General features: G+C 59.3%; 18 protein-coding genes, 1 tRNA gene and 1 pseudogene. 4 read left to right on the forward strand and 16 right to left on the reverse strand.

The window, feature by feature from the left end; all coding sequences use genetic code 11:
* Positions 1 to 34: 34 nt before the first annotated feature.
* The 3 genes from AB4N98_RS05500 to AB4N98_RS05510 form a co-directional block, all read right to left on the reverse strand.
* Positions 35 to 397, reverse strand: a complete 363-nt coding sequence (locus AB4N98_RS05500; protein WP_065877073.1) for a 5-carboxymethyl-2-hydroxymuconate Delta-isomerase — start codon at positions 395 to 397, stop codon at positions 35 to 37.
* Positions 398 to 451: 54 nt separating this feature from the next.
* On the reverse strand, positions 452 to 1,375 hold the full coding sequence (locus tag AB4N98_RS05505) for a LysR substrate-binding domain-containing protein (protein WP_065877074.1): 924 nt from the start codon (positions 1,373 to 1,375) through the stop codon (positions 452 to 454).
* A gap of 96 nt (positions 1,376 to 1,471) precedes the next feature.
* Positions 1,472 to 1,618 carry a hypothetical protein gene (locus AB4N98_RS05510; protein WP_175404185.1) on the reverse strand — a complete coding sequence of 49 codons (147 nt, stop codon included), beginning with the start codon at positions 1,616 to 1,618 and terminating at the stop codon, positions 1,472 to 1,474.
* A 198-nt stretch (positions 1,619 to 1,816) separates the two neighbouring features.
* On the opposite strand from AB4N98_RS05510, the gene tcuC reads away from it, so the two are divergent.
* Positions 1,817 to 3,121, forward strand: a complete 1,305-nt coding sequence (gene tcuC / locus AB4N98_RS05515; protein ID WP_017526708.1) for an MFS transporter — start codon at positions 1,817 to 1,819, stop codon at positions 3,119 to 3,121.
* Between the two features lie 60 nt (positions 3,122 to 3,181).
* On the opposite strand, the gene AB4N98_RS05520 is transcribed toward tcuC, so the two are convergent.
* The 7 genes and pseudogenes from AB4N98_RS05520 to dapA all read right to left on the reverse strand — a co-directional run bounded on the left by AB4N98_RS05520 (position 3,182) and on the right by dapA (position 9,027).
* Entirely contained in the window at positions 3,182 to 4,045 is an 864-nt protein-coding gene (locus AB4N98_RS05520) for a methyl-accepting chemotaxis protein (protein ID WP_370737713.1), read from the reverse strand.
* A 42-nt stretch (positions 4,046 to 4,087) separates the two neighbouring features.
* Positions 4,088 to 4,807, reverse strand: a pseudogene (locus AB4N98_RS05525) (MCP four helix bundle domain-containing protein); the annotation flags it as partial.
* 531 nt (positions 4,808 to 5,338) lie between these two features.
* Positions 5,339 to 5,428, reverse strand: a tRNA-Ser gene (locus tag AB4N98_RS05530).
* An 83-nt stretch (positions 5,429 to 5,511) separates the two neighbouring features.
* Positions 5,512 to 6,225, reverse strand: a complete 714-nt coding sequence (purC, locus tag AB4N98_RS05535; RefSeq protein WP_003172493.1) for a phosphoribosylaminoimidazolesuccinocarboxamide synthase — start codon at positions 6,223 to 6,225, stop codon at positions 5,512 to 5,514.
* A gap of 27 nt (positions 6,226 to 6,252) precedes the next feature.
* Complete coding sequence (locus AB4N98_RS05540) at positions 6,253 to 7,011, reverse strand: MBL fold metallo-hydrolase (protein ID WP_065877095.1); 759 nt, start codon at positions 7,009 to 7,011, stop codon at positions 6,253 to 6,255.
* Positions 7,012 to 7,015: 4 nt separating this feature from the next.
* Positions 7,016 to 8,131: an outer membrane protein assembly factor BamC gene (bamC, locus tag AB4N98_RS05545; RefSeq protein ID WP_017529583.1), complete on the reverse strand. Its 1,116-nt coding sequence runs from the start codon at positions 8,129 to 8,131 to the stop codon at positions 7,016 to 7,018.
* Between the two features lie 17 nt (positions 8,132 to 8,148).
* On the reverse strand, positions 8,149 to 9,027 hold the full coding sequence (gene dapA / locus AB4N98_RS05550; protein ID WP_017529584.1) for a 4-hydroxy-tetrahydrodipicolinate synthase: 879 nt from the start codon (positions 9,025 to 9,027) through the stop codon (positions 8,149 to 8,151).
* Positions 9,028 to 9,299: 272 nt separating this feature from the next.
* Here dapA and AB4N98_RS05555 point away from each other — a divergent pair, with 272 nt between their 5' ends.
* Together AB4N98_RS05555 and AB4N98_RS05560 are read left to right on the forward strand one after the other, a co-directional pair.
* Positions 9,300 to 9,860: a glycine cleavage system transcriptional repressor gene (locus tag AB4N98_RS05555; protein ID WP_017529585.1), complete on the forward strand. Its 561-nt coding sequence runs from the start codon at positions 9,300 to 9,302 to the stop codon at positions 9,858 to 9,860.
* Positions 9,861 to 9,870: 10 nt separating this feature from the next.
* Entirely contained in the window at positions 9,871 to 10,344 is a 474-nt protein-coding gene (locus AB4N98_RS05560) for a peroxiredoxin (RefSeq protein WP_017529586.1), read from the forward strand.
* Between the two features lie 44 nt (positions 10,345 to 10,388).
* Here AB4N98_RS05560 and AB4N98_RS05565 read toward each other — a convergent pair whose 3' ends face one another.
* Positions 10,389 to 11,459 (reverse strand): AI-2E family transporter, encoded by a 1,071-nt coding sequence (locus tag AB4N98_RS05565; RefSeq protein WP_003172484.1) that lies wholly within the window; start codon positions 11,457 to 11,459, stop codon positions 10,389 to 10,391.
* Positions 11,460 to 11,490: 31 nt separating this feature from the next.
* The gene (locus tag AB4N98_RS05570) at positions 11,491 to 11,730 is read right to left on the reverse strand and encodes a sulfurtransferase TusA family protein (protein WP_010212198.1); all 240 of its coding nucleotides are present in this window, start codon (positions 11,728 to 11,730) and stop codon (positions 11,491 to 11,493) included.
* Between the two features lie 96 nt (positions 11,731 to 11,826).
* On the opposite strand from AB4N98_RS05570, the gene AB4N98_RS05575 reads away from it, so the two are divergent.
* The gene (locus AB4N98_RS05575) at positions 11,827 to 13,260 is read left to right on the forward strand and encodes a M48 family metalloprotease (RefSeq protein WP_068937763.1); all 1,434 of its coding nucleotides are present in this window, start codon (positions 11,827 to 11,829) and stop codon (positions 13,258 to 13,260) included.
* A 65-nt stretch (positions 13,261 to 13,325) separates the two neighbouring features.
* On the opposite strand, the gene AB4N98_RS05580 is transcribed toward AB4N98_RS05575, so the two are convergent.
* The 4 genes from AB4N98_RS05580 to rpoE form a co-directional block, all read right to left on the reverse strand.
* The gene (locus tag AB4N98_RS05580) at positions 13,326 to 14,765 is read right to left on the reverse strand and encodes a DegQ family serine endoprotease (RefSeq protein WP_116078267.1); all 1,440 of its coding nucleotides are present in this window, start codon (positions 14,763 to 14,765) and stop codon (positions 13,326 to 13,328) included.
* A gap of 235 nt (positions 14,766 to 15,000) precedes the next feature.
* Positions 15,001 to 15,963 carry a MucB/RseB C-terminal domain-containing protein gene (locus AB4N98_RS05585; RefSeq protein WP_017529590.1) on the reverse strand — a complete coding sequence of 321 codons (963 nt, stop codon included), beginning with the start codon at positions 15,961 to 15,963 and terminating at the stop codon, positions 15,001 to 15,003.
* Between the two features lie 16 nt (positions 15,964 to 15,979).
* The gene (locus AB4N98_RS05590) at positions 15,980 to 16,567 is read right to left on the reverse strand and encodes a sigma-E factor negative regulatory protein (protein ID WP_003172479.1); all 588 of its coding nucleotides are present in this window, start codon (positions 16,565 to 16,567) and stop codon (positions 15,980 to 15,982) included.
* A 32-nt stretch (positions 16,568 to 16,599) separates the two neighbouring features.
* Positions 16,600 to 17,181, reverse strand: coding sequence for an RNA polymerase sigma factor RpoE (rpoE, locus tag AB4N98_RS05595; RefSeq protein WP_003172477.1), 582 nt, complete (start codon positions 17,179 to 17,181; stop codon positions 16,600 to 16,602).
* Between the last annotated feature and the right edge of the window lie 405 nt (positions 17,182 to 17,586).

Genomic DNA, 17,586 nt, shown 5'->3' on the forward strand with positions numbered 1-17,586 from the left:
GAGCTTGCTCCCCCACCCGCCGTGTTAATGCGTATCAGCCGATTGCGACTTTGCTATAAGCGTCGCGATCCATGTCGACCAGTTGAACACTGAGTTGAACCTGCACGTCAGCCGGCCAGTCGCCCAGATCCTGCAATGCCGCCAACAGGCTCTGGGACAACTGCTGTTTGACCTGCGCCGACCGCCCGCTGAGCAACGACAGCTTCACCGCGATAAAGCCGCGTGAACTGAGCGATGTACCCACCTGGAAACTCTCGACTTTCACCGCGCGGCTTTTGATATCGAATTCAGAACCGAACTGCCCGGATGCCATCAACACATTGTTAAGCCGCAACAAGGCCTTTTCGACGGCCAGGCCTGTAAGGTTGGCGGTGTATTCGAGGTGCAGGTGGGGCATGGGTGTCTCCGAGTTCTTGTAGGAAGATTCTTAGATATACCACGGATAAACGCTTCAGGCCTTGGCCCCAAGCCCTCGATCACTCATAAACGCCTCCAACCGCGAGCGTACCCAGCGCTCGGCCGGGTCGGTGTCCACGTGGCTGAGCCAGACCATGGACAAGTCCAACGTCGGTGTTTCGAACGGAAACGGCTCACAGAACAGGTTGCCCGACACCGCCATGGCTTCGGCGGTGTAGTCCGGCAGGCTGGCGATCAGGTCGGTACCGGCCAGCAATGCGGGCAAGGCGCTGTATTGCGGCACCGACAGCACCACATGACGCTTGCGGCCGATTTCTGCCAGCCACTCATCGGCAAAGCCCGACACGTTGGCGGTGTGAGACACCAGCACGTGGGGGCGTGAGCAATATTCATCGAGGGTCAGCGGCGTGTCCGAGGCATCGGCGCGCAGCAGTCGCGGGCGGATATGGCGCAGCAATTTGCGCTTGGCATTCGCCGGCAGCCCACGGGTTTGGGTGATGCCGACGGTAATGTCACCGGAGGCCAGCAGGTCAGGAATGCGCCAGTAATCCACGTGTTGCACCACAAACACCACCTGCGGCGCTTCCTGGCGCAAGGCGCGCAGCAACGGCGGCAGCAGGCCGAATTCCACATCGTCGGACAGGCCGATACGAAAGGTCATGGTGCTGATGGACGGGTCGAAATCGTGGGTCAGGCTCAGCGCCGAGGACAACGAATCCAGGGCCGGTGACAGGTGCAGGATGATCTCCTCGGCGCGCGCCGTGGGCTCCATGCGGTGGCCGACCCGAATGAACAACGGGTCGTTGAACAAGGTGCGCAAGCGGTTGAGGGCAGAACTGATGGTCGGCTGGCCGAGAAACAGCTTCTCGGCCACCCGCGTGACATTGCGCTCCAGCATCAGTGCTTCGAAGACCACCATCAGGTTGATGTCGGCCTTGCGTAATTCATTGCGATTCATCGGCGCCTGCCTCTTCCCCACGACAGGCCGCAGTGTAGAAAGCGCGGCGCGCGGCGTCTATGCGCCTATCTGCCGATACGCCGCAAGGCCCGCGGCTCAAGGCTTGAGCGGAAACTCCTGATCCCGCTCAGAAAGCTCCGTCCCGTCGTCCGGGTGCTTCCAGGTCTGCGGTTTCTCCTCTTCGTGCTGCCGCTGGGGTTGTTCGCGTTCCGGCTCGTCTTGTTGCTTGCGTTCGTTACCCATAGCCATCTCCCATCCGTAAGAATTGGTCACACCTTTAAGCATAGAACAGGCTGGATGATTTGAACGCTGTGCCCGTCCGGTAAGCGGCTCACAAAAATAAAAAGAAAAATATTCACTTATCATTTCTAAATGTGTCAGCCACTATCTCAGGTCGTAAGCGAAACAAGCACTTTAAAAGAACGCTGGAGACACATAACCATGACTAGCCCTTCCCGGCCCGATTCTGCCAGCTCGAAAATTGGTGCGGTTTTCCGCGTTACTTCGGGCAACTTTCTTGAACAGTTCGACTTCTTTCTGTTCGGCTTCTACGCCACCTACATCGCCGCCGCGTTCTTCCCCGCCGCCAATGAGTTTGCCTCATTGATGATGACGTTCGCCGTGTTCGGCGCAGGTTTCCTGATGCGCCCGCTGGGTGCGGTGATCCTGGGGGCCTACATCGATGACGTGGGGCGCCGTAAAGGCCTGATCGTGACCTTGTCGATCATGGCCAGCGGCACGCTGTTGATCGTGCTGGTGCCGGGCTACCACACCATTGGCCTGTGGGCACCGTTGCTGGTGCTGCTCGGTCGCCTGTTGCAAGGCTTCTCGGCCGGCGCGGAACTGGGCGGTGTGTCGGTGTACCTGGCGGAAATGGCCACCCCGGGCCGCAAAGGGTTCTACACCAGTTGGCAGTCGGGCAGTCAGCAGATTTCCATCGTGGTCGCCGCTGCCCTGGGTTACGGCCTGAACGTGTGGATGGAGCCGGCCGTGGTTGCCGACTGGGGCTGGCGCATTCCGTTTGCCGTCGGTTGCGTGATTATTCCGTTCATTTTCCTGCTGCGCCGCAACCTGCAGGAAACCGAAGAGTTCGCCAAGCGCCAGCATCGCCCGACCATGCGCGAAGTGATGGCGACCCTGGCAAAGAACTGGACCGTGGTGATCGGCGGCATGCTGATGGTAGCCATGACCACGACTGCGTTTTACCTGATCACCGTGTATGCGCCGACCTTCGGCAAGACCGTGCTGCAACTGAGCACCTCCGACGCCCTGCTGGTGACCTTGCTGGTAGCCGTGTCGAACTTTGTCTGGCTGCCCATCGGCGGCACATTGAGCGATCGCTTCGGCCGCAAGCCGGTGCTGCTGGCCATGACTGTGCTGACCGTTCTCACGGCTTATCCAGCCCTGTCCTACGTGGTGAATGCCCCAAGCTTTGCGCATATGTTGGAGACGCTGCTGTGGTTCTCCTTCCTCTATGGCATGTACAACGGCGCGATGATCCCGGCGCTCACCGAAATCATGCCGGTGGAAGTGCGCGTGGCAGGCTTCTCCCTCGCCTACAGCCTGGCGACCGCGGTGTTTGGTGGCTTTACCCCGGCCATTTCCACCTGGTTTATCCACATCACCGCAGACAAGGCCTCGCCGGCTTACTGGATGATGTTCGCCGCGCTGTGTGCCCTGTGCTCGACCCTGGCGTTGTATCGCCGCGCCGGCAACCGTGGGCAGGTGGTTCAGCAGGCGATGTAACGTCGCCTCGGCGCCTCACGACCTGCGTGCCACCCACCCGTGGTCGGTGGCACGCGCTTGCTACACCTGAAAGCGTGCCACCGCTTCGTTGAGTGCAACCGCCAGCCGCGCCAGCTCCTGGCTGGAACCATTGATCTGCCCGGCACCGGAAGACGATTGCGCCGACAGGTCGCGAATGTTCACGATGTTGCGATCCACTTCCTTGGCCACCTGGGCTTGTTCCTCGGCAGCGCTGGCAATCACCAGGTTGCGTTGGTGAATCTGGTCGATAGAGTCGGTGATCTGGCTCAAGGCCCCCCCCGCCCCCTCCGCCAGGGCCAGGGTGTCGGTAGCACGCTGGGTACTGGACTGCATTGAAGTCAATGCATCATTGGAGCCGGTGCGCATGGCGGTCACCATCTGATCAATTTCCAGGGTCGATTGCTGGGTGCGATGGGCCAGCGCACGCACTTCGTCGGCTACCACCGCAAAGCCACGCCCGGACTCACCGGCGCGCGCAGCCTCGATCGCCGCGTTGAGCGCCAGCAAGTTGGTCTGCTCGGCGATAGAGCGAATCACATCGAGGACCTTGCCGATATCCCGTGACTGCTCCGCCAGGTTCTGCACCAGGGTCGAGGTTTCGCCGATATTGGTGCTCAGGGCTTGAATCGCGCTGACGGTCTCGCCCACGCGATGCTGGCCTTCGCGCGCGGTTTCGTTGGACAGCCGCGTGGACTCGGAGGTGGACACCGCATTGCGCGCCACTTCGTCCGCCGCCGAGGTCATCTCGTTGACCGCGGTAGCGGCCTGCTCGATTTCCGCCGTCTGCTTTTGCAGGCTGCGACTGCTTTGATCGGTGATGCCATTCAGGTCGGTGGCAGACGACGCCATCTGCCCCGCTGACTGGCGAATCAGTTGCAAGGTCCCGCGCAGGTTGGCTTGCATGCTCTTGAGAGCCACCAGCAGGCGAGTGACTTCATCGTCGCCAGTCACCGCCACCGTTTGCGTCAGGTCACCCTGGGCAACGTTCTCGGCAGCCCGAACGGCCTGGCTCAACGGGCCGACAATACTGCGCGTGAGTAACCACGCCAGCACCACGGTGCTCAACGCGGCAAGGAGCACAAAACCGAACACCATGGTGCGCGAGCGGCTGTACTGCGACTCCGCCGCTTGCCCCTGTTGGTTGATCTGGGCGTTGTAGTAATCGGCGAGCGCATTGAGTTGAGCGCCGGAGCCATCGACCACGGTTTTCATATCCACCAACAGCAACTTGTTAAGTTCGGCGCCCTGCTGCTTGTCGGCCAGCACGAATGATTGAGCCAAAGCTTGCTGGTATTGGCGAAGCGAGACCTGGAACTGGTCGTAGAGCGTACGGACTTCAGGCGTGTCGATCACAGCCTCCAAATCGGCCAGCCGTTTCGTCAGGTCCTGGCTGCGAGTGTCCATCTGACTGCGGTATTGCGGGATGCCCGCAGGGTTCGGGTCCAGCGCCATTCGCAAAGAGATCGTACGAATGCGCAGCATGATTTCACGAATATCAGCGACCAACCGCATCTTGGGCACTAGCCCGCTTTCAACCTGTACCGCACTGGCGCGGATGCTCGCCATGTTCGATAGCGCAAAAAAACCCAACAGGGCCACGAGCAAAGCAATCAAGGCAAAACCCAGGCCCGCACGGCGGGCGATAGACAGGCTGCGAAGGGACATTTAGGCGGGATACTCTTATTTTGGGATACGACATCGTATGACAGCATTTCGACCAGAAGGAGGCGGACTTTAGGAATCGACCCTCCAATGCACGAAAAGCCTGCTGAGCATTGAGATCAGCGGGCTTTTTTCAGTCATCTGAGCAGAGGCTCACCAGCAGTGACACTTCACCGGTTGACTACTGACAAGTGCCACCTTTGTGATGCGACCCGGTCCCGCCAACCGGATGCGTGCCCTTCGGGCAACCCATTGCAAACATCGGGCTCGCGGCCAATACCATCAGCACAACCACCATCGATAACGTCTTCATAACATCCCCCGTGGCCAATCACGACGCGTGATGGCACAAAGATATCATGCATTAGCAGAATTAACCGCGCCGGGTGCTAGGGGTATTTACTGAGGTTTGGGTGTAGCTGACTGGAGCGCGCCTTTCGCTGGGATATGCGCGCTGAATGGCAGGAAGTTTCTGCCCTAAAACAAAAAACCCCAACAACATTTAAGTTATCGGGGTTTTTCGTTTTTCAATAATGGCGGAGAGATAGGGATTCGAACCCTAGGTACCGGTGAAGGTACAACGGATTTCGAATCCGTCCCATTCGGCCACTCTGGCATCTCTCCAACGGCGCGCATCATAACAGCATGACTCGTGGATGCAAAGCGCCGAAGCGATTTTTTTCCGTGCTATCAGATGCTTGCGTCGATTAAAGCGGTACGCCTAGACGATTGGCGACTTCTTCGTAGGCTTCGATGACGTCACCGAGGCCCTGGCGGAAGCGGTCTTTGTCCATCTTCTTCTTGGTGTCCTTGTCCCACAGGCGGCAACCGTCCGGGCTGAATTCGTCACCCAGGACGATGGAGCCGTCGTGGAATACGCCGAATTCCAGCTTGAAGTCCACCAGCAGCAGGCCTGCGTCGTCGAACAGCTTGCTCAGCACGTCGTTGACCTTGAGGGACAACTCCTTCATGCGCGCCAGTTGTTCAGCGGTGCCCCAGCCGAACGCCACGACGTGGGATTCGTTGATGAACGGGTCGCCCTTGGCGTCGTCCTTCAGGAACAGTTCGAAGGTGTAAGGGTTGAGCTTGAGGCCCTCCTCCACGCCCAGGCGCTTGACCAGGCTGCCGGCGGCATAGTTACGCACGACGCATTCGACCGGGATCATGTCCAGCTTCTTCACCAGGCACTCGTTGTCGCCCAGCAGTTTGTCGAATTGGGTCGGAATGCCGGCCTCTTCGAGTTTCTGCATGATGAAGGCGTTGAACTTGTTGTTCACCATGCCTTTTCGGTCCAGCTGTTCGATGCGCTTGCCGTCGAACGCCGAAGTGTCGTTGCGAAACAGCAAGATCAGGCGGTTAGCGTCGTCGGTCTTGTAAACCGACTTGGCTTTGCCGCGGTAGAGTTCTTCACGTTTTTCCATGATGGGCTCCGCTTTGAGTGAGGTGGGCTAGGCGATGTGTCGCCAGTCGAGCCCTGAATCTTGATCGGCCAATTGCAGCCAGTCCGGGTCACACCCTAGGGTGTCGACAAAACATTGCCGGGCAAGCGTCGGCAGGTTGTTCTTGCTGCTCAGGTGGGCCAGGACCAGGTGTTGCAGGTCTTGCCAGCCCAACTCATACACCAGGTACGCCGCCTGGTGGTTGTTCAAATGTCCCAGTTCGCCGCCCACCCGCTGCTTGAGGAAGTACGGGTAATGACCGCGAGCCAGCAGGTCTCGGCAGTGGTTGGACTCGATCATCAATGCGTCGAGGTCTCGATAGCCGTCCAGCACCTTGCTGCAATAGGAACCCAGGTCGGTCAGTACGCCGAAGCGCCGCTGCCCATCACTGAAGACATACTGCGTTGGCTCCTGCGCATCATGCGCCACGGCAATCACGTCAATGCTCAAGGCACCGATCTGGAGTTGCTCGCCACCGGCCAGGAAACCTGCGGGTTCAATGGGTTTGCGCATCCCGCGCAAGGTGCCGCGACTTAAGTACACCGCAAGATTGTAGCGCCGAGACAGCAAACCCACGCCATGCACGTGGTCGGCATGTTCGTGGGTCACCAGAATCGCACTCAGCTGCGCGGGGTGAACCCCCAGGCGCAGCAGGCGCCGCTCGGTTTCTTTTAACGAGAAACCACAATCCACCAGTATGTACGTGTCGTCGTGGGCGACCAGCGTGCCGTTCCCTTGGCTACCGCTACCGAGAACAGCAAAACGCATCGGATCAGCCCAGGTTGTCCTGAATCACGCCCAGCACTTTGCGGGCTGTTTCAGCCGGCGCAACGGTGTTGATGTTCTTCTCGACGGTGACTTGCACGCTTTCGCCAACTTTGCTCAAACGCACCTGATAACGCTCGGCGCGGGTCTCGATTTCTTCCTTGGTCGGCTGGCTGCCGAACAGCTTGCCGAAGAAACCAGGCTCGTCGTCTTTGCGCTCGGCCTTTTCAGCCACGTTGATGTAGTAAAGGCCCAGGCTGCGGTTGATGTCTTCAACACGCCATGGGCCTTGCTCCAGGGCACGACCCACGCTGGCCCAGGCACGGTCCAGGTCTTCACCCAGGTTCAGCACCACGTTGCCGCTGCCGTCTTCGGTGAGGCTGACGCGGCTCGGGGTGTCGTAATCACGTGCGGCGAGCAGGGAAACGGAACCGCCCTTCTCGGAAATACGGCTCATGCTGGCCAACATCTCGTCGACCAGTGCCGAATCGACGCCGGTGTTGACCGAACGGTTGGTGAAGGCGACATCGGCGGTGCTGCCGGCGGGACGCTCGGCGCTGACTACGTAGACTTCACTGGTATTGCGCTGCACGCCTGGCTCGATGCGCACACGCACGCGCGCTTCGCTGTCGGCGGCTACACCGCCGGCCTGCAGGCGCTTGGCCATAGTGGCGGACAGTTCGCTGCCTTGCTGCCATGCCGTGGTGAATTCCCCGGTCTGCGGGCGCTGCTCGTCGATGCGAAAGCCGTTGTCCTGGAAGAACTGCACAGCCACCGGCCAAACTTCCGCGGGAGGGCGTTGAGCCACGATCCAGCGCGAGTCACCGCTCTTCTGCAGGCTGTAGTCGCTGGCATCCGCCACGGCCGAGATCGGCTGCGGACGAGGCACCACGTACTCACCCTTGGTGGTGTCGTCGGCAACGTTGCGCGGGATCGGCAGCAACGGATCAAGGCGCTTGGCGACGTTGACGCCCGGCGGCAATTCCATTGGTTTGGTGGGTTGTGCTTCCAGGTAATCGCTGCCGCGGTCACGGAAGTAGCCTTCCGGGCCCCAGATCCAACCGCAGCCACTGGTGCTGGAGATAATCAAGGCAAGTGCGGAAAGTCCGGCCAATCGCTTCATGCGTAGTGCTTCCTCAATTAAACCAGGACGCCGGACTGGCGCAGGGCCTGTCGCAGCGGTTCGTGACAGGCTTCGCTGAGACGGGTGAGCGGCAGACGGATACCGTCCGGCATCATGCCCATTTCAGTCAGTGCCCACTTCACGGGAATAGGGTTGGATTCAATAAAGAGTGTCTTGTTGAGCGGCATCAGCTTCTCGTGGATCGCCCGGGCGGTCACGGCGTCACCGGCGATGGCGGCGGCGCACATGTCGCTCATGGCACGCGGGGCCACGTTGGCGGTCACGGAGATGTTGCCCTTGCCGCCCAACAGGATCAGCTCGACAGCGGTGGCGTCGTCACCGGAATACAGCAGGAAATCGCTGCTCACGCCGGCCAGGATGTCCTTGGCGCGCTGCAGGTCGCCGGTGGCTTCCTTGATACCGATGATGTTCGGCACGGTGGACAGGCGGATCACCGTCTCGGCCTTCATATCGCACGCGGTACGACCCGGTACGTTATAGAGGATCTGCGGGATCTGGACGGCTTCGGCGATGGCTTTGAAGTGCTGGTACAAGCCTTCCTGGGTCGGCTTGTTGTAGTACGGGGTCACCAGCAGGCAGGCGTCGGCGCCGGCCTTCTTGGCGTTCTTGGTCAGCTCGATCGCTTCACGCGTCGAGTTGGCGCCCGTACCGGCGATGACGGCGATACGGCCCGCAACACGCTTGACCACGAATTCGATCACCTGGATGTGTTCTTCCACATCAAGGGTGGCCGACTCACCTGTGGTGCCGACGGCCACAATGGCGTTGGTGCCTTCTTGCAGGTGAAAGTCCACCAGTTTGCCCAGGCTGTCCCAGTCGAGATTACCTTGTGCATCCATGGGTGTGACCAGTGCCACCATACTGCCCGCAATCATGCAACCGCTCCTGCCGGAAAAAGAGAGCCGTAATGGTACTGGCGCCAAGATGCTTGTACAAGCAAAGTACCGCGTGTGGATGCGTTCTGGCGCAACTAAACGATGGGCAATGCCATCATCGGGCCAGAGCATGGCTTTGAACGGGGTGAAATCCAGCCGATCACGCAATGAAAACGCCACCTCCTATCCCTTAGCGATGCTTTTCGCTACCCTTGATCCTTTGATCGATACGGCCCCCATAGTATCGACCGCTCATCGTTTAGGAAGGCTGCATGTCCACCCCCACAGTTCGCGAACAATTCCTTGTTATCAGTGCCCTCGGCGCCAACCCCATGGAGCTGACCAACGTCCTGTGCCGCGCCAGCCATGAAAACCGCTGCGCCGTCGTGACCTCCCGCCTGACCCGCCACGGCGAGTGCAGCGCGCTGGTGTTGCAGATATCCGGCACCTGGGATGCGCTGGCGCGTCTGGAGACCGGCCTGCCGGGCCTGGCCAAGAAGCACAATTTCACCGTCAACGTGGTGCGCAGCGCCGCCCTGGAAAATCGCCCACAAGCCTTGCCTTACGTGGCCTACGTAAGTTCGGCCTACCGCTCGGACATCGTCAATGAGCTGTGCCAGTTCTTTATCGACCATAACGTCGAGCTGGAAAACCTCACCTGCGATACCTACCAGGCCCCGCAAACAGGCGGAACCATGCTCAACGCCACCTTTACCGTGACCTTGCCGGCCGGGGTGCAGATCAGTTGGTTGCGCGACCAGTTCCTGGATTTCGCCGATGCCCTGAACCTCGACGCACTGATCGAGCCATGGCGCCCACAGAACCCAATGTAAGGAAGTACTCATGGCGGTAGTCATCGATAAACCGGTCGCCGATTTCGACGCCCAGGCCACCAGCGGGCAGACCTTCAGCTTGGCCGCGCTCAAGGGCAAGCAAGTGGTGATCTACTTCTACCCGAAGGACAGCACCCCAGGCTGCACCACCGAAGGCCAGGGTTTTCGTGACCAGTACGCGGCGTTCAAGGCGGCCAACACCGAAGTATTCGGCGTGTCGCGCGACAGCGTGAAGTCCCACGAGAACTTCAAGGGCAAGCAGGCGTTTCCCTTTGAGCTGATCAGCGACAAGGACGAAGCGGTCTGTCAGCTGTTTGATGTGATCAAGCTGAAGAAGCTATACGGCAAGGAATACCTGGGCGTGGATCGCAGCACTTTCCTGATCGACAGCCAGGGTGTACTGCGCCAGGAATGGCGCGGCGTGAAAGTGCCAGGGCATGTGGATGCCGTTCTGGCGGCAGCGCAGGCACTGAACAAGGCCTGATGTAACGAGCGGGCTTGCCCCGCTCACTAGAAAGGGTGATGCCGCTACAGCAGCGGCGCCACCACTGGCTCCCGTCGCGGCCACGCATCCAGCACCGCCTTGAACAGCGTCGCCAGGGGTATCGCAAAGAACACTCCCCAGAACCCCCACAACCCGCCAAACAGCAACACCGCGCAAATGATCGCTACCGGGTGCAGGTTGACCGCCTCCGAGAACAGCAGCGGAACCAGCACGTTGCCATCCAGCGTCTGGATAATCCCGTACACCGCCATCAGGTAGATGAACTGGTCGCTCCAGCCCCACTGGAACAGGGCGATCAGGGTGACCGGCACCGTCACCACCACTGCGCCGACATACGGCACCACCACTGAAATGCCGACCAGCAATGCCAGCAGCGCTGCGTAGTTCAGGTCCAGGGCGATAAACGCGATGTAGGTCACGCCGCCGCAGATAATGATCTCAATGACCTTGCCACGGATATAGTTGGCGATCTGCCGGTTCATCTCCTCGGCCACTCGGGTAATCAGCGCCCTTTCGCGCGGCAGGTAGCCACTCACCCAGCGGCCGATCATTGCGCGGTCCTTGAGAAAGAAAAACACCAGGATCGGCACCAACACCAGATAGATCATGATGTTGACCAGCAGCGGCAGGCTGGACAGGGAAAAGGTCAGCGCCCATTGCCCGAACTTTCCGATTTCACCGCGCGCCACTTCAATGGCCTGCAGCACCTGCTCATCTGACACCAGGTGCGGGTAGCGCTCCGGCAGTAGCAGCAACAGCGACTGCCACTTGGCGAGCATGCCGGGCAGTTCATTGAACAGCGTGATCAGTTGATGCCACAGCAGCGGCAACACCACCACGATAAACACCACCAGCAGCCCCATGAACAAGGCAAACACTAGCCCTACCGCCGCCCCGCCCGGCAAGCGCAAGCGTTCCAAGGTGGTGACCAGGCCTTGCATCAGATACGCCAGCACCATTCCCGCCAATACCGGCGCGAGCATGCCACCCAAGGTGAGCACCGCCGTAAAGGCCAGAAACAGCAGGACGGCCAGCACCACGGCTTCTTCATCGGAGAAGTAGCGCTGGATCCAGTCTCGTAACACTTTGAACATCAATCAACCTCGAGCGATGGGAGCAAACGGTTCAGGCCTTGCGCAACCAGTAACGGTACACACCGGCGGCGTCTTCTTCGTGCAGCAACGTGTGCCCGGCCAACTTGGCAAATGTACGGAAATCACGCTGTGACCCTGCGTCCGTGGCGATTACCTTGAGCACGGCGCCACTGGCCAATCGATTGAGCTCCAGCTTGGCCTTGAGCAAGGGCAACGGGCAATTGAGGCCGCTGGCATCGAGTTCGGCATCAAAGGCTACAGCGTCGGTCATGGTTTTACTCCGGGCAAGCGTTCGGGGGTGCTTAGAATATCTGGTCCGAAGCTCAGTGTCCGGCTACAGTAAGCTCTTTGTTGAAAGGCTTTGTGCATGACTTTTTTGCGCCCCACTATGCTGACGCTGGCTTGCCTGCTGGCCTCCCCAGGCTTCGCCGACGACCTGCCGTCGCTTGGCGACGCCAGCTCTGCCATTGTCTCGCCGCAACAGGAATATCAATTGGGCCGTGCCTGGCTGGCCTACCTACGTGGGCAGGTTTCGCAACTGAACGACCCGCAACTCAAGGACTACGTCGAAACCAGCGTGTACAAACTGGTGGAGACCAGCCAGGTCAATGACCGGCGCCTGGAGTTCATCCTGATCAACAGCCCGCAACTCAACGCTTTTGCCGCGCCAGGCGGCATCGTGGGCGTGAACGGCGGCCTGTTCCTCAATGCCCAGACCGAGGGGGAATACGCCTCGGTAATGGCCCACGAATTGGCTCACTTGTCCCAGCGTCACTTCGCTCGTGGCGTTGAAGCGCAACAACGCATGCAGATCCCAATGATGGCAGCCCTGCTCGGCGGCATCATTGCAGCGGCGGCGGGTGCCGGCGATGCCGGCATTGCCGCGATTGCCGGCACCCAGGCCGCCGCCATCCAGGAGCAGCGACGGTTCTCTCGGCAAAATGAACAAGAAGCGGACCGCATCGGTATCGTCAACCTGGAAAAAGCTGGCTATGACCCTCGCTCCATGCCGACCATGTTCGAGCGGCTGGGTCGCCAGTACCGCTTCGACGCCAAACCACCGGAGTTCCTGCTGACCCACCCGGTCACCGAATCGCGGATCGCCGACACTCGCAACCGCGCCGAACAATCCAAGCCCGGCGGCAAGGAAGACAGCCTGCGCTACCAACTGATTCGCGCCCGGGTGCAACTGCAATATGAGGACACATCAGGACTCGCAGCCAAGCGCTTCCAAGCGCAATTGGACGAGAACCCGAAAAACGATGTGGCGCGCTACGGCCTGGCTATCGCCCAAATCAAAGCCTCGCAGTTCAAGCAAGCGCGGGATAGCCTGCAAGCCTTACTGGCCAAGGCGCCCAACGACATTACCTATAACCTGGCGCAGATTCAGCTCGATATCGATAACAACCGTTTACCCGACGCCCAGCAACGCACCGATCGGATGCTGAGCCAATACCCCGGCAACTATCCGCTAAATCAGATGCGCGTAGACCTGCTGCTTAAACAGAACCGCACCGCCGATGCCGAAAAAGCGCTGGATGGCTTGCTCAAGTCCCGCCCGGATGATCCTGACGTGTGGTACCAGGTCGCGGAGACTCGTGGATTGTCCGGCAACATCATTGGTCTGCATCAGGCACGCGCCGAGTACTTTGCCCTGGTGGGCGACTTTCAGCAGGCGATCCAACAGTTGGATTTTGCCAAACGTCGCGCCGGCAGCAACTTCCCCCTTTCGTCGCGTATCGACGCACGCCAGCGTGAGCTGATCGAACAGGAACGCTTGGTCAAGGGGATGATGGGCTAAAACCCGATACAAAAAAGCCCCGCCTTCGTTTAACGAAGGCGGGGCTTTTTATCGGGCCGTGGAAGTTATTCAGCCAGCTTGAAGGTGATAAAGCTGGCACGCCCTTCACGCAACACGCGCATCGACACGGAGCGGTTCTTCGGCAATGCCTTGGCGATATCCGTGAATTGCTTGGTCGTTTCAATCGCCTGATTGTTCAGGTGTGTGATCACATCGCCCGGCTGCAGGCCGATCAAGGCGGCAGGACCGTCCTGCACTTCCTTGATCACGACACCGCTCTTGAGGTCGAACGCCTTCTTCTGCTCATCGGTCAACTCCGCCACGGCAATGCCCAAGCGGTTGCTGCTGCGCTCGGCGCCCGGCTTGGTGTTGCCCAGAGCATCCAGCGTTGCGCCTTCTTCAGGAATGGCGCCAACGGTGAGCTCCACATTCTGGCGTTTGCCATCACGGATCACTTCCAGCTTGGCTTTGCTGCCCGCCTTAAGTGCGCCGACCAGGTGTGGCAGGTCTGCCGACATGATGATCGGCTGGCCGTTCATGCTCAGGATCACGTCACCAACTTGCAGGCCACCCTTGGCAGCCGGACCGCCGTCCTGGATCTGCGCAACCAACGCACCGGCCGGCTTGTCGAGGCCGAAGGACTCAGCCAGGTCCTTGTTCACTTCCTGGATCACCACGCCCAACCAGCCGCGGCTCACCTTGCCGCCGCTTTTCAGCTGATTGGAAACATCCATGGCCACGTCGATCGGGATAGCGAACGACACGCCCATGAAACCACCGGAACGGGTGTAGATCTGCGAGTTGATGCCTACCACTTCGCCCGCCAGGTTGAACAGCGGACCGCCGGAGTTGCCTGGGTTGATTGGCACGTCGGTCTGGATGAACGGCACGTAGTTTTCATTCGGCAGGCTGCGGCCGATGGCACTGACAATGCCTTGGGTCACGGTGTGGTCAAAGCCAAACGGCGAACCGATGGCCACGACCCACTGCCCGGCCTTCAAGTCTTGAGACTTGCCCAGCTTGAGCACTGGCAAGTCCTTGCCCTCGATCTTCAGGAGCGCCACGTCGGAGCGCGGGTCGGTGCCCACCAGCTTGGCTTTCAACTCACTGCGATCGGCCAGGCGCACGAGAATCTCGTCGGCGTCGGCAATCACATGGTTATTGGTGAGGATGTAGCCATCGGGCGAAATGATGAAGCCCGAGCCCAGCGACTGCGCTTCACGCTGGCCACCGCCACCGCCACGAGGCGCGCGCGGTTGAGGCATGCCACGCTCAAAGAACTCGCGCAGCATTGGCGGCAGGCCCTCCAGATCGGGCATCTGCTGGTTCGAGACCTTGCGATCCGGCAGCTTCTGCGTGGTGCTGATGTTCACCACGGCTGGCGAGGCTTGCTCAACCAATTGAGTGAAGTCAGGCAGCTCGACCGCTTGCGCGGTCACAGCCTGCCCCAGCACCAGCACCGTGGCGACTATGGATAGGTAGGATTTCAAACGTGGTATCGACATACAGCTCCCGTTACGACGAGCAGGGTTGAGCGACAGGGTTCAAGAAACGCCGAAAACTGCGACCGACGTCTTTGTTCCGCGAACAAAACAAGGCCAGAGCCGAGAAGCCCTGACCTATAAAAAACATGAGAGATTTTTGCAAGTGAAAATGCTGATCCGGACATTTCATGTCTCTCGGTAGCCAACGTGGCACAGACCAACAATGAAAGCGCTGGATGAACATAGGATTAACGGCTCACGGCTGAGTGATCGCCTTTTTTTCACCGCGCACCGACAGCGCGATACGTTCGGCCGTACCGATCGGGATTTCCCCCACCACCGTTACCATCATTTCCCCATCCACCGTGTTCAACCGACGGGACACCGCGACCGTGGGGCCCAACTGGGTACGCGTCTCGGTGATGCCCACATCACTGATCGGCTCAAGAAAAACCGAGAAACGCGCCAGCCCATCTTCATACATCAAGCTATCGACGGTGGCTTTGGTGTGGGTGTCTTTGCGCGAAGTGCTATTGGTCAGTTGAAAGCCAGGCGGCAACCATTCCAAATGCCACGCCTCGGTGGACTCAACGGCCGGCGCCCTGCCATCAACCACAGAAATAGGCGTGCACTCCTTGCTGGGCAGCAAGTCGCTATCATCGGGCGGCTTAGATGTGTTCAAACGTGTGAATTGAAAGCGCTCCAACAACTGCCCTTTGTCATTGAGCAAAAGAGACTTGAGCGGTAGCGCGGTTTCCCGATCCAGATGCAGCTCGAAACCGTAGCGGTACTGATCACGCGGCGCGATTGAAACAATCACCGCATTTCGACCAGCCACGCGGGATTTGCCAATGACAGCCAGTTCATAGAATTGATTGAGTTTCTGTGGGTCAAGCGCGCGTGAAGATGCATCACGCGAATTGCCAAGGCCGGCGACAAGGGTGCCACTGACGCATTGGGTTCGGCCATCTACCCGCACGACTTCCTGGGCGGAACCATCAAGCTGCAAGAGCCGCTCACGGACCTGACCGTTCTGGACACGATGCCAGATGTCATGGGTAGAAAAACTGCCGTTACGCTCGTAGACGAACGTCCCTTGGAAGCTTTGCTGCTGCTCTGCACGCCCAAGCCGTGTCAGCCAGTCTTGGGCTTCATCGGCATGGGCGGGGAGTGCAAACCAGCCACTGAGCAAAAGCGTAAGGAGCGGTATGGCGCGCATAGAGCCCCTTAGTGGTTTAGCGGTTTTCCAGGCTTGCAGCGCGAGCGTATGGCAGAGCGCTTTCAGTGCCTTTCAAGGCCGATTCCTGTGCGTGTTGGCGCAGGTAGCCTGGAAGACGCTGGTCTTGCCAGCCGGATTGCCCTTGCAATACACCGTTAGCCATGGGGCCGGTGGTGTCGGAGCTTTCCTTGTAGCCGGCCAGTACTGCTGGGCCTTTGACTTGCGGGCCGGCCATGACCGGTTGCTGCGTCTGCTGAGCCAGTTCGGCACCGGCAATTTCGTCCTGGTTGTACAAGCGAACACCGGCCAGCACTGCAACAGTTACCGAGGCAGCGACCGCCAGACGGCCCAGGCTACGCCAAGGACCACGAGCAGCTTTTGCCGGAACGGCTTCATCGGCCAACGCAGCAGAAACGGCCGCAGCAATATCCAGACGAGGGATTAGAAGATCCTTGTGCATCACCGCCCGAGCGACTTGGTAACGAGACCAGGTATCACGGGTTTCGGCATCATCAAATGCATTGAGCACTCGACGAAGTTCCAGTTCATCCGCTTCGTTATCCATCACTGCGGACAGCGATTCCTGCAGGGCATCACGACTCATGGCGGTTCCTCTCTTGGCTGTCGCCGCTGTCTTTAGTTTTCCTGCAACAACGGTTGCAAGGCTTTATCGATGGCTTCCCGGGCCCGGAAAATCCGGGACCTTACAGTCCCCACCGGACACTGCATGACGCTCGCAATGTCTTCGTAACTCAGACCATCAAATTCACGTAAAGTTAACGCCGTACGTAAATCTTCTGGCAGTTGCTGAATAGTGCGATGAACGGTGCCTTCGATCTCATCGCGCAGCAATGCACGCTCCGGCGACTCGAGATCTTTGAGGCCGTGATCACCATCGTAAAATTCTGCATCTTCTGAACTCACATCACTATCCGGCGGGCGGCGTCCGCGAGACACCAGATAGTTCTTCGCCGTGTTGATGGCGATGCGGTACAGCCACGTGTAAAACGCACTGTCACCGCGGAAATTGCCTAGTGCACGGTATGCCTTGATAAAGGCTTCCTGTGCAACGTCCTGCGCTTCATGGGTGTCGTGCACAAACCGCACGATCAACCCGAGAATTTTGTGCTGGTATTTCAGCACTAGCAGATCAAATGCTCGCTTGTCGCCGCGTTGTACGCGCTCGACCAGCTGCTGATCCTCTTCCTGGGTTAGCATGAACACTCCTCGTTGTGCTTTAAGGAGGCTTGCATAACTAAACGATCAGGCTTGCAAACATAGACTCGGACTTTTCGCAAAAGTTCTCCCCCTTCAAGCAAGTTTCCGGCATGCACTGATTTGGCACACACGAAAAACGCAGCGCGGGCAACGCCGGCTGCGCGAATAATCTTGTCGCCGGTTTTCTGACGCGTCCACTGCTCCCGACGGGCCAATAAACTCAACGTTTTCCCAGCTTTCGGGCAACCTGCTATTGAGTCAGGGCTTATGCAAAAAGTTCCCGTTTCAATAACCGGTTGATTTTACCCAAGCCGTGCACCGTAATCTCACATTGCCACGAATGCCTGACTATTGTGCCGCTCCCCCCTCTATATACTAGTGGGCCGTGTGACCCTTTGATTCGCC

The organism is Pseudomonas sp. S3_E10 (genome assembly GCF_054667615.1).

Bases quoted from the DNA above. Each gene is read 5' to 3' on its own strand.
- AB4N98_RS05510 (WP_175404185.1), bottom strand. From the start codon at position 1,618: ATGGGTAACGAACGCAAGCAACAAGACGAGCCGGAACGCGAACAACCC.
- AB4N98_RS05500 (WP_065877073.1), bottom strand. From the start codon at position 397: ATGCCCCACCTGCACCTCGAATACACCGCCAACCTTACAGGCCTGGCC.
- rpoE (WP_003172477.1), bottom strand. From the start codon at position 17,181: ATGCTAACCCAGGAAGAGGATCAGCAGCTGGTCGAGCGCGTACAACGC.
- dapA (WP_017529584.1), bottom strand. From the start codon at position 9,027: ATGATTGCGGGCAGTATGGTGGCACTGGTCACACCCATGGATGCACAA.
- AB4N98_RS05560 (WP_017529586.1), top strand. From the start codon at position 9,871: ATGGCGGTAGTCATCGATAAACCGGTCGCCGATTTCGACGCCCAGGCC.
- AB4N98_RS05540 (WP_065877095.1), bottom strand. From the start codon at position 7,011: ATGCGTTTTGCTGTTCTCGGTAGCGGTAGCCAAGGGAACGGCACGCTG.
- AB4N98_RS05590 (WP_003172479.1), bottom strand. From the start codon at position 16,567: ATGAGTCGTGATGCCCTGCAGGAATCGCTGTCCGCAGTGATGGATAAC.
- AB4N98_RS05555 (WP_017529585.1), top strand. From the start codon at position 9,300: ATGTCCACCCCCACAGTTCGCGAACAATTCCTTGTTATCAGTGCCCTC.
- AB4N98_RS05565 (WP_003172484.1), bottom strand. From the start codon at position 11,459: ATGTTCAAAGTGTTACGAGACTGGATCCAGCGCTACTTCTCCGATGAA.
- AB4N98_RS05585 (WP_017529590.1), bottom strand. From the start codon at position 15,963: ATGCGCGCCATACCGCTCCTTACGCTTTTGCTCAGTGGCTGGTTTGCA.
- bamC (WP_017529583.1), bottom strand. From the start codon at position 8,131: ATGAAGCGATTGGCCGGACTTTCCGCACTTGCCTTGATTATCTCCAGC.
- AB4N98_RS05570 (WP_010212198.1), bottom strand. From the start codon at position 11,730: ATGACCGACGCTGTAGCCTTTGATGCCGAACTCGATGCCAGCGGCCTC.
- purC (WP_003172493.1), bottom strand. From the start codon at position 6,225: ATGGAAAAACGTGAAGAACTCTACCGCGGCAAAGCCAAGTCGGTTTAC.
- AB4N98_RS05505 (WP_065877074.1), bottom strand. From the start codon at position 1,375: ATGAATCGCAATGAATTACGCAAGGCCGACATCAACCTGATGGTGGTC.
- tcuC (WP_017526708.1), top strand. From the start codon at position 1,817: ATGACTAGCCCTTCCCGGCCCGATTCTGCCAGCTCGAAAATTGGTGCG.
- AB4N98_RS05520 (WP_370737713.1), bottom strand. From the start codon at position 4,045: ATGCAAGCCAACCTGCGCGGGACCTTGCAACTGATTCGCCAGTCAGCG.
- AB4N98_RS05575 (WP_068937763.1), top strand. From the start codon at position 11,827: ATGACTTTTTTGCGCCCCACTATGCTGACGCTGGCTTGCCTGCTGGCC.
- AB4N98_RS05580 (WP_116078267.1), bottom strand. From the start codon at position 14,765: ATGTCGATACCACGTTTGAAATCCTACCTATCCATAGTCGCCACGGTG.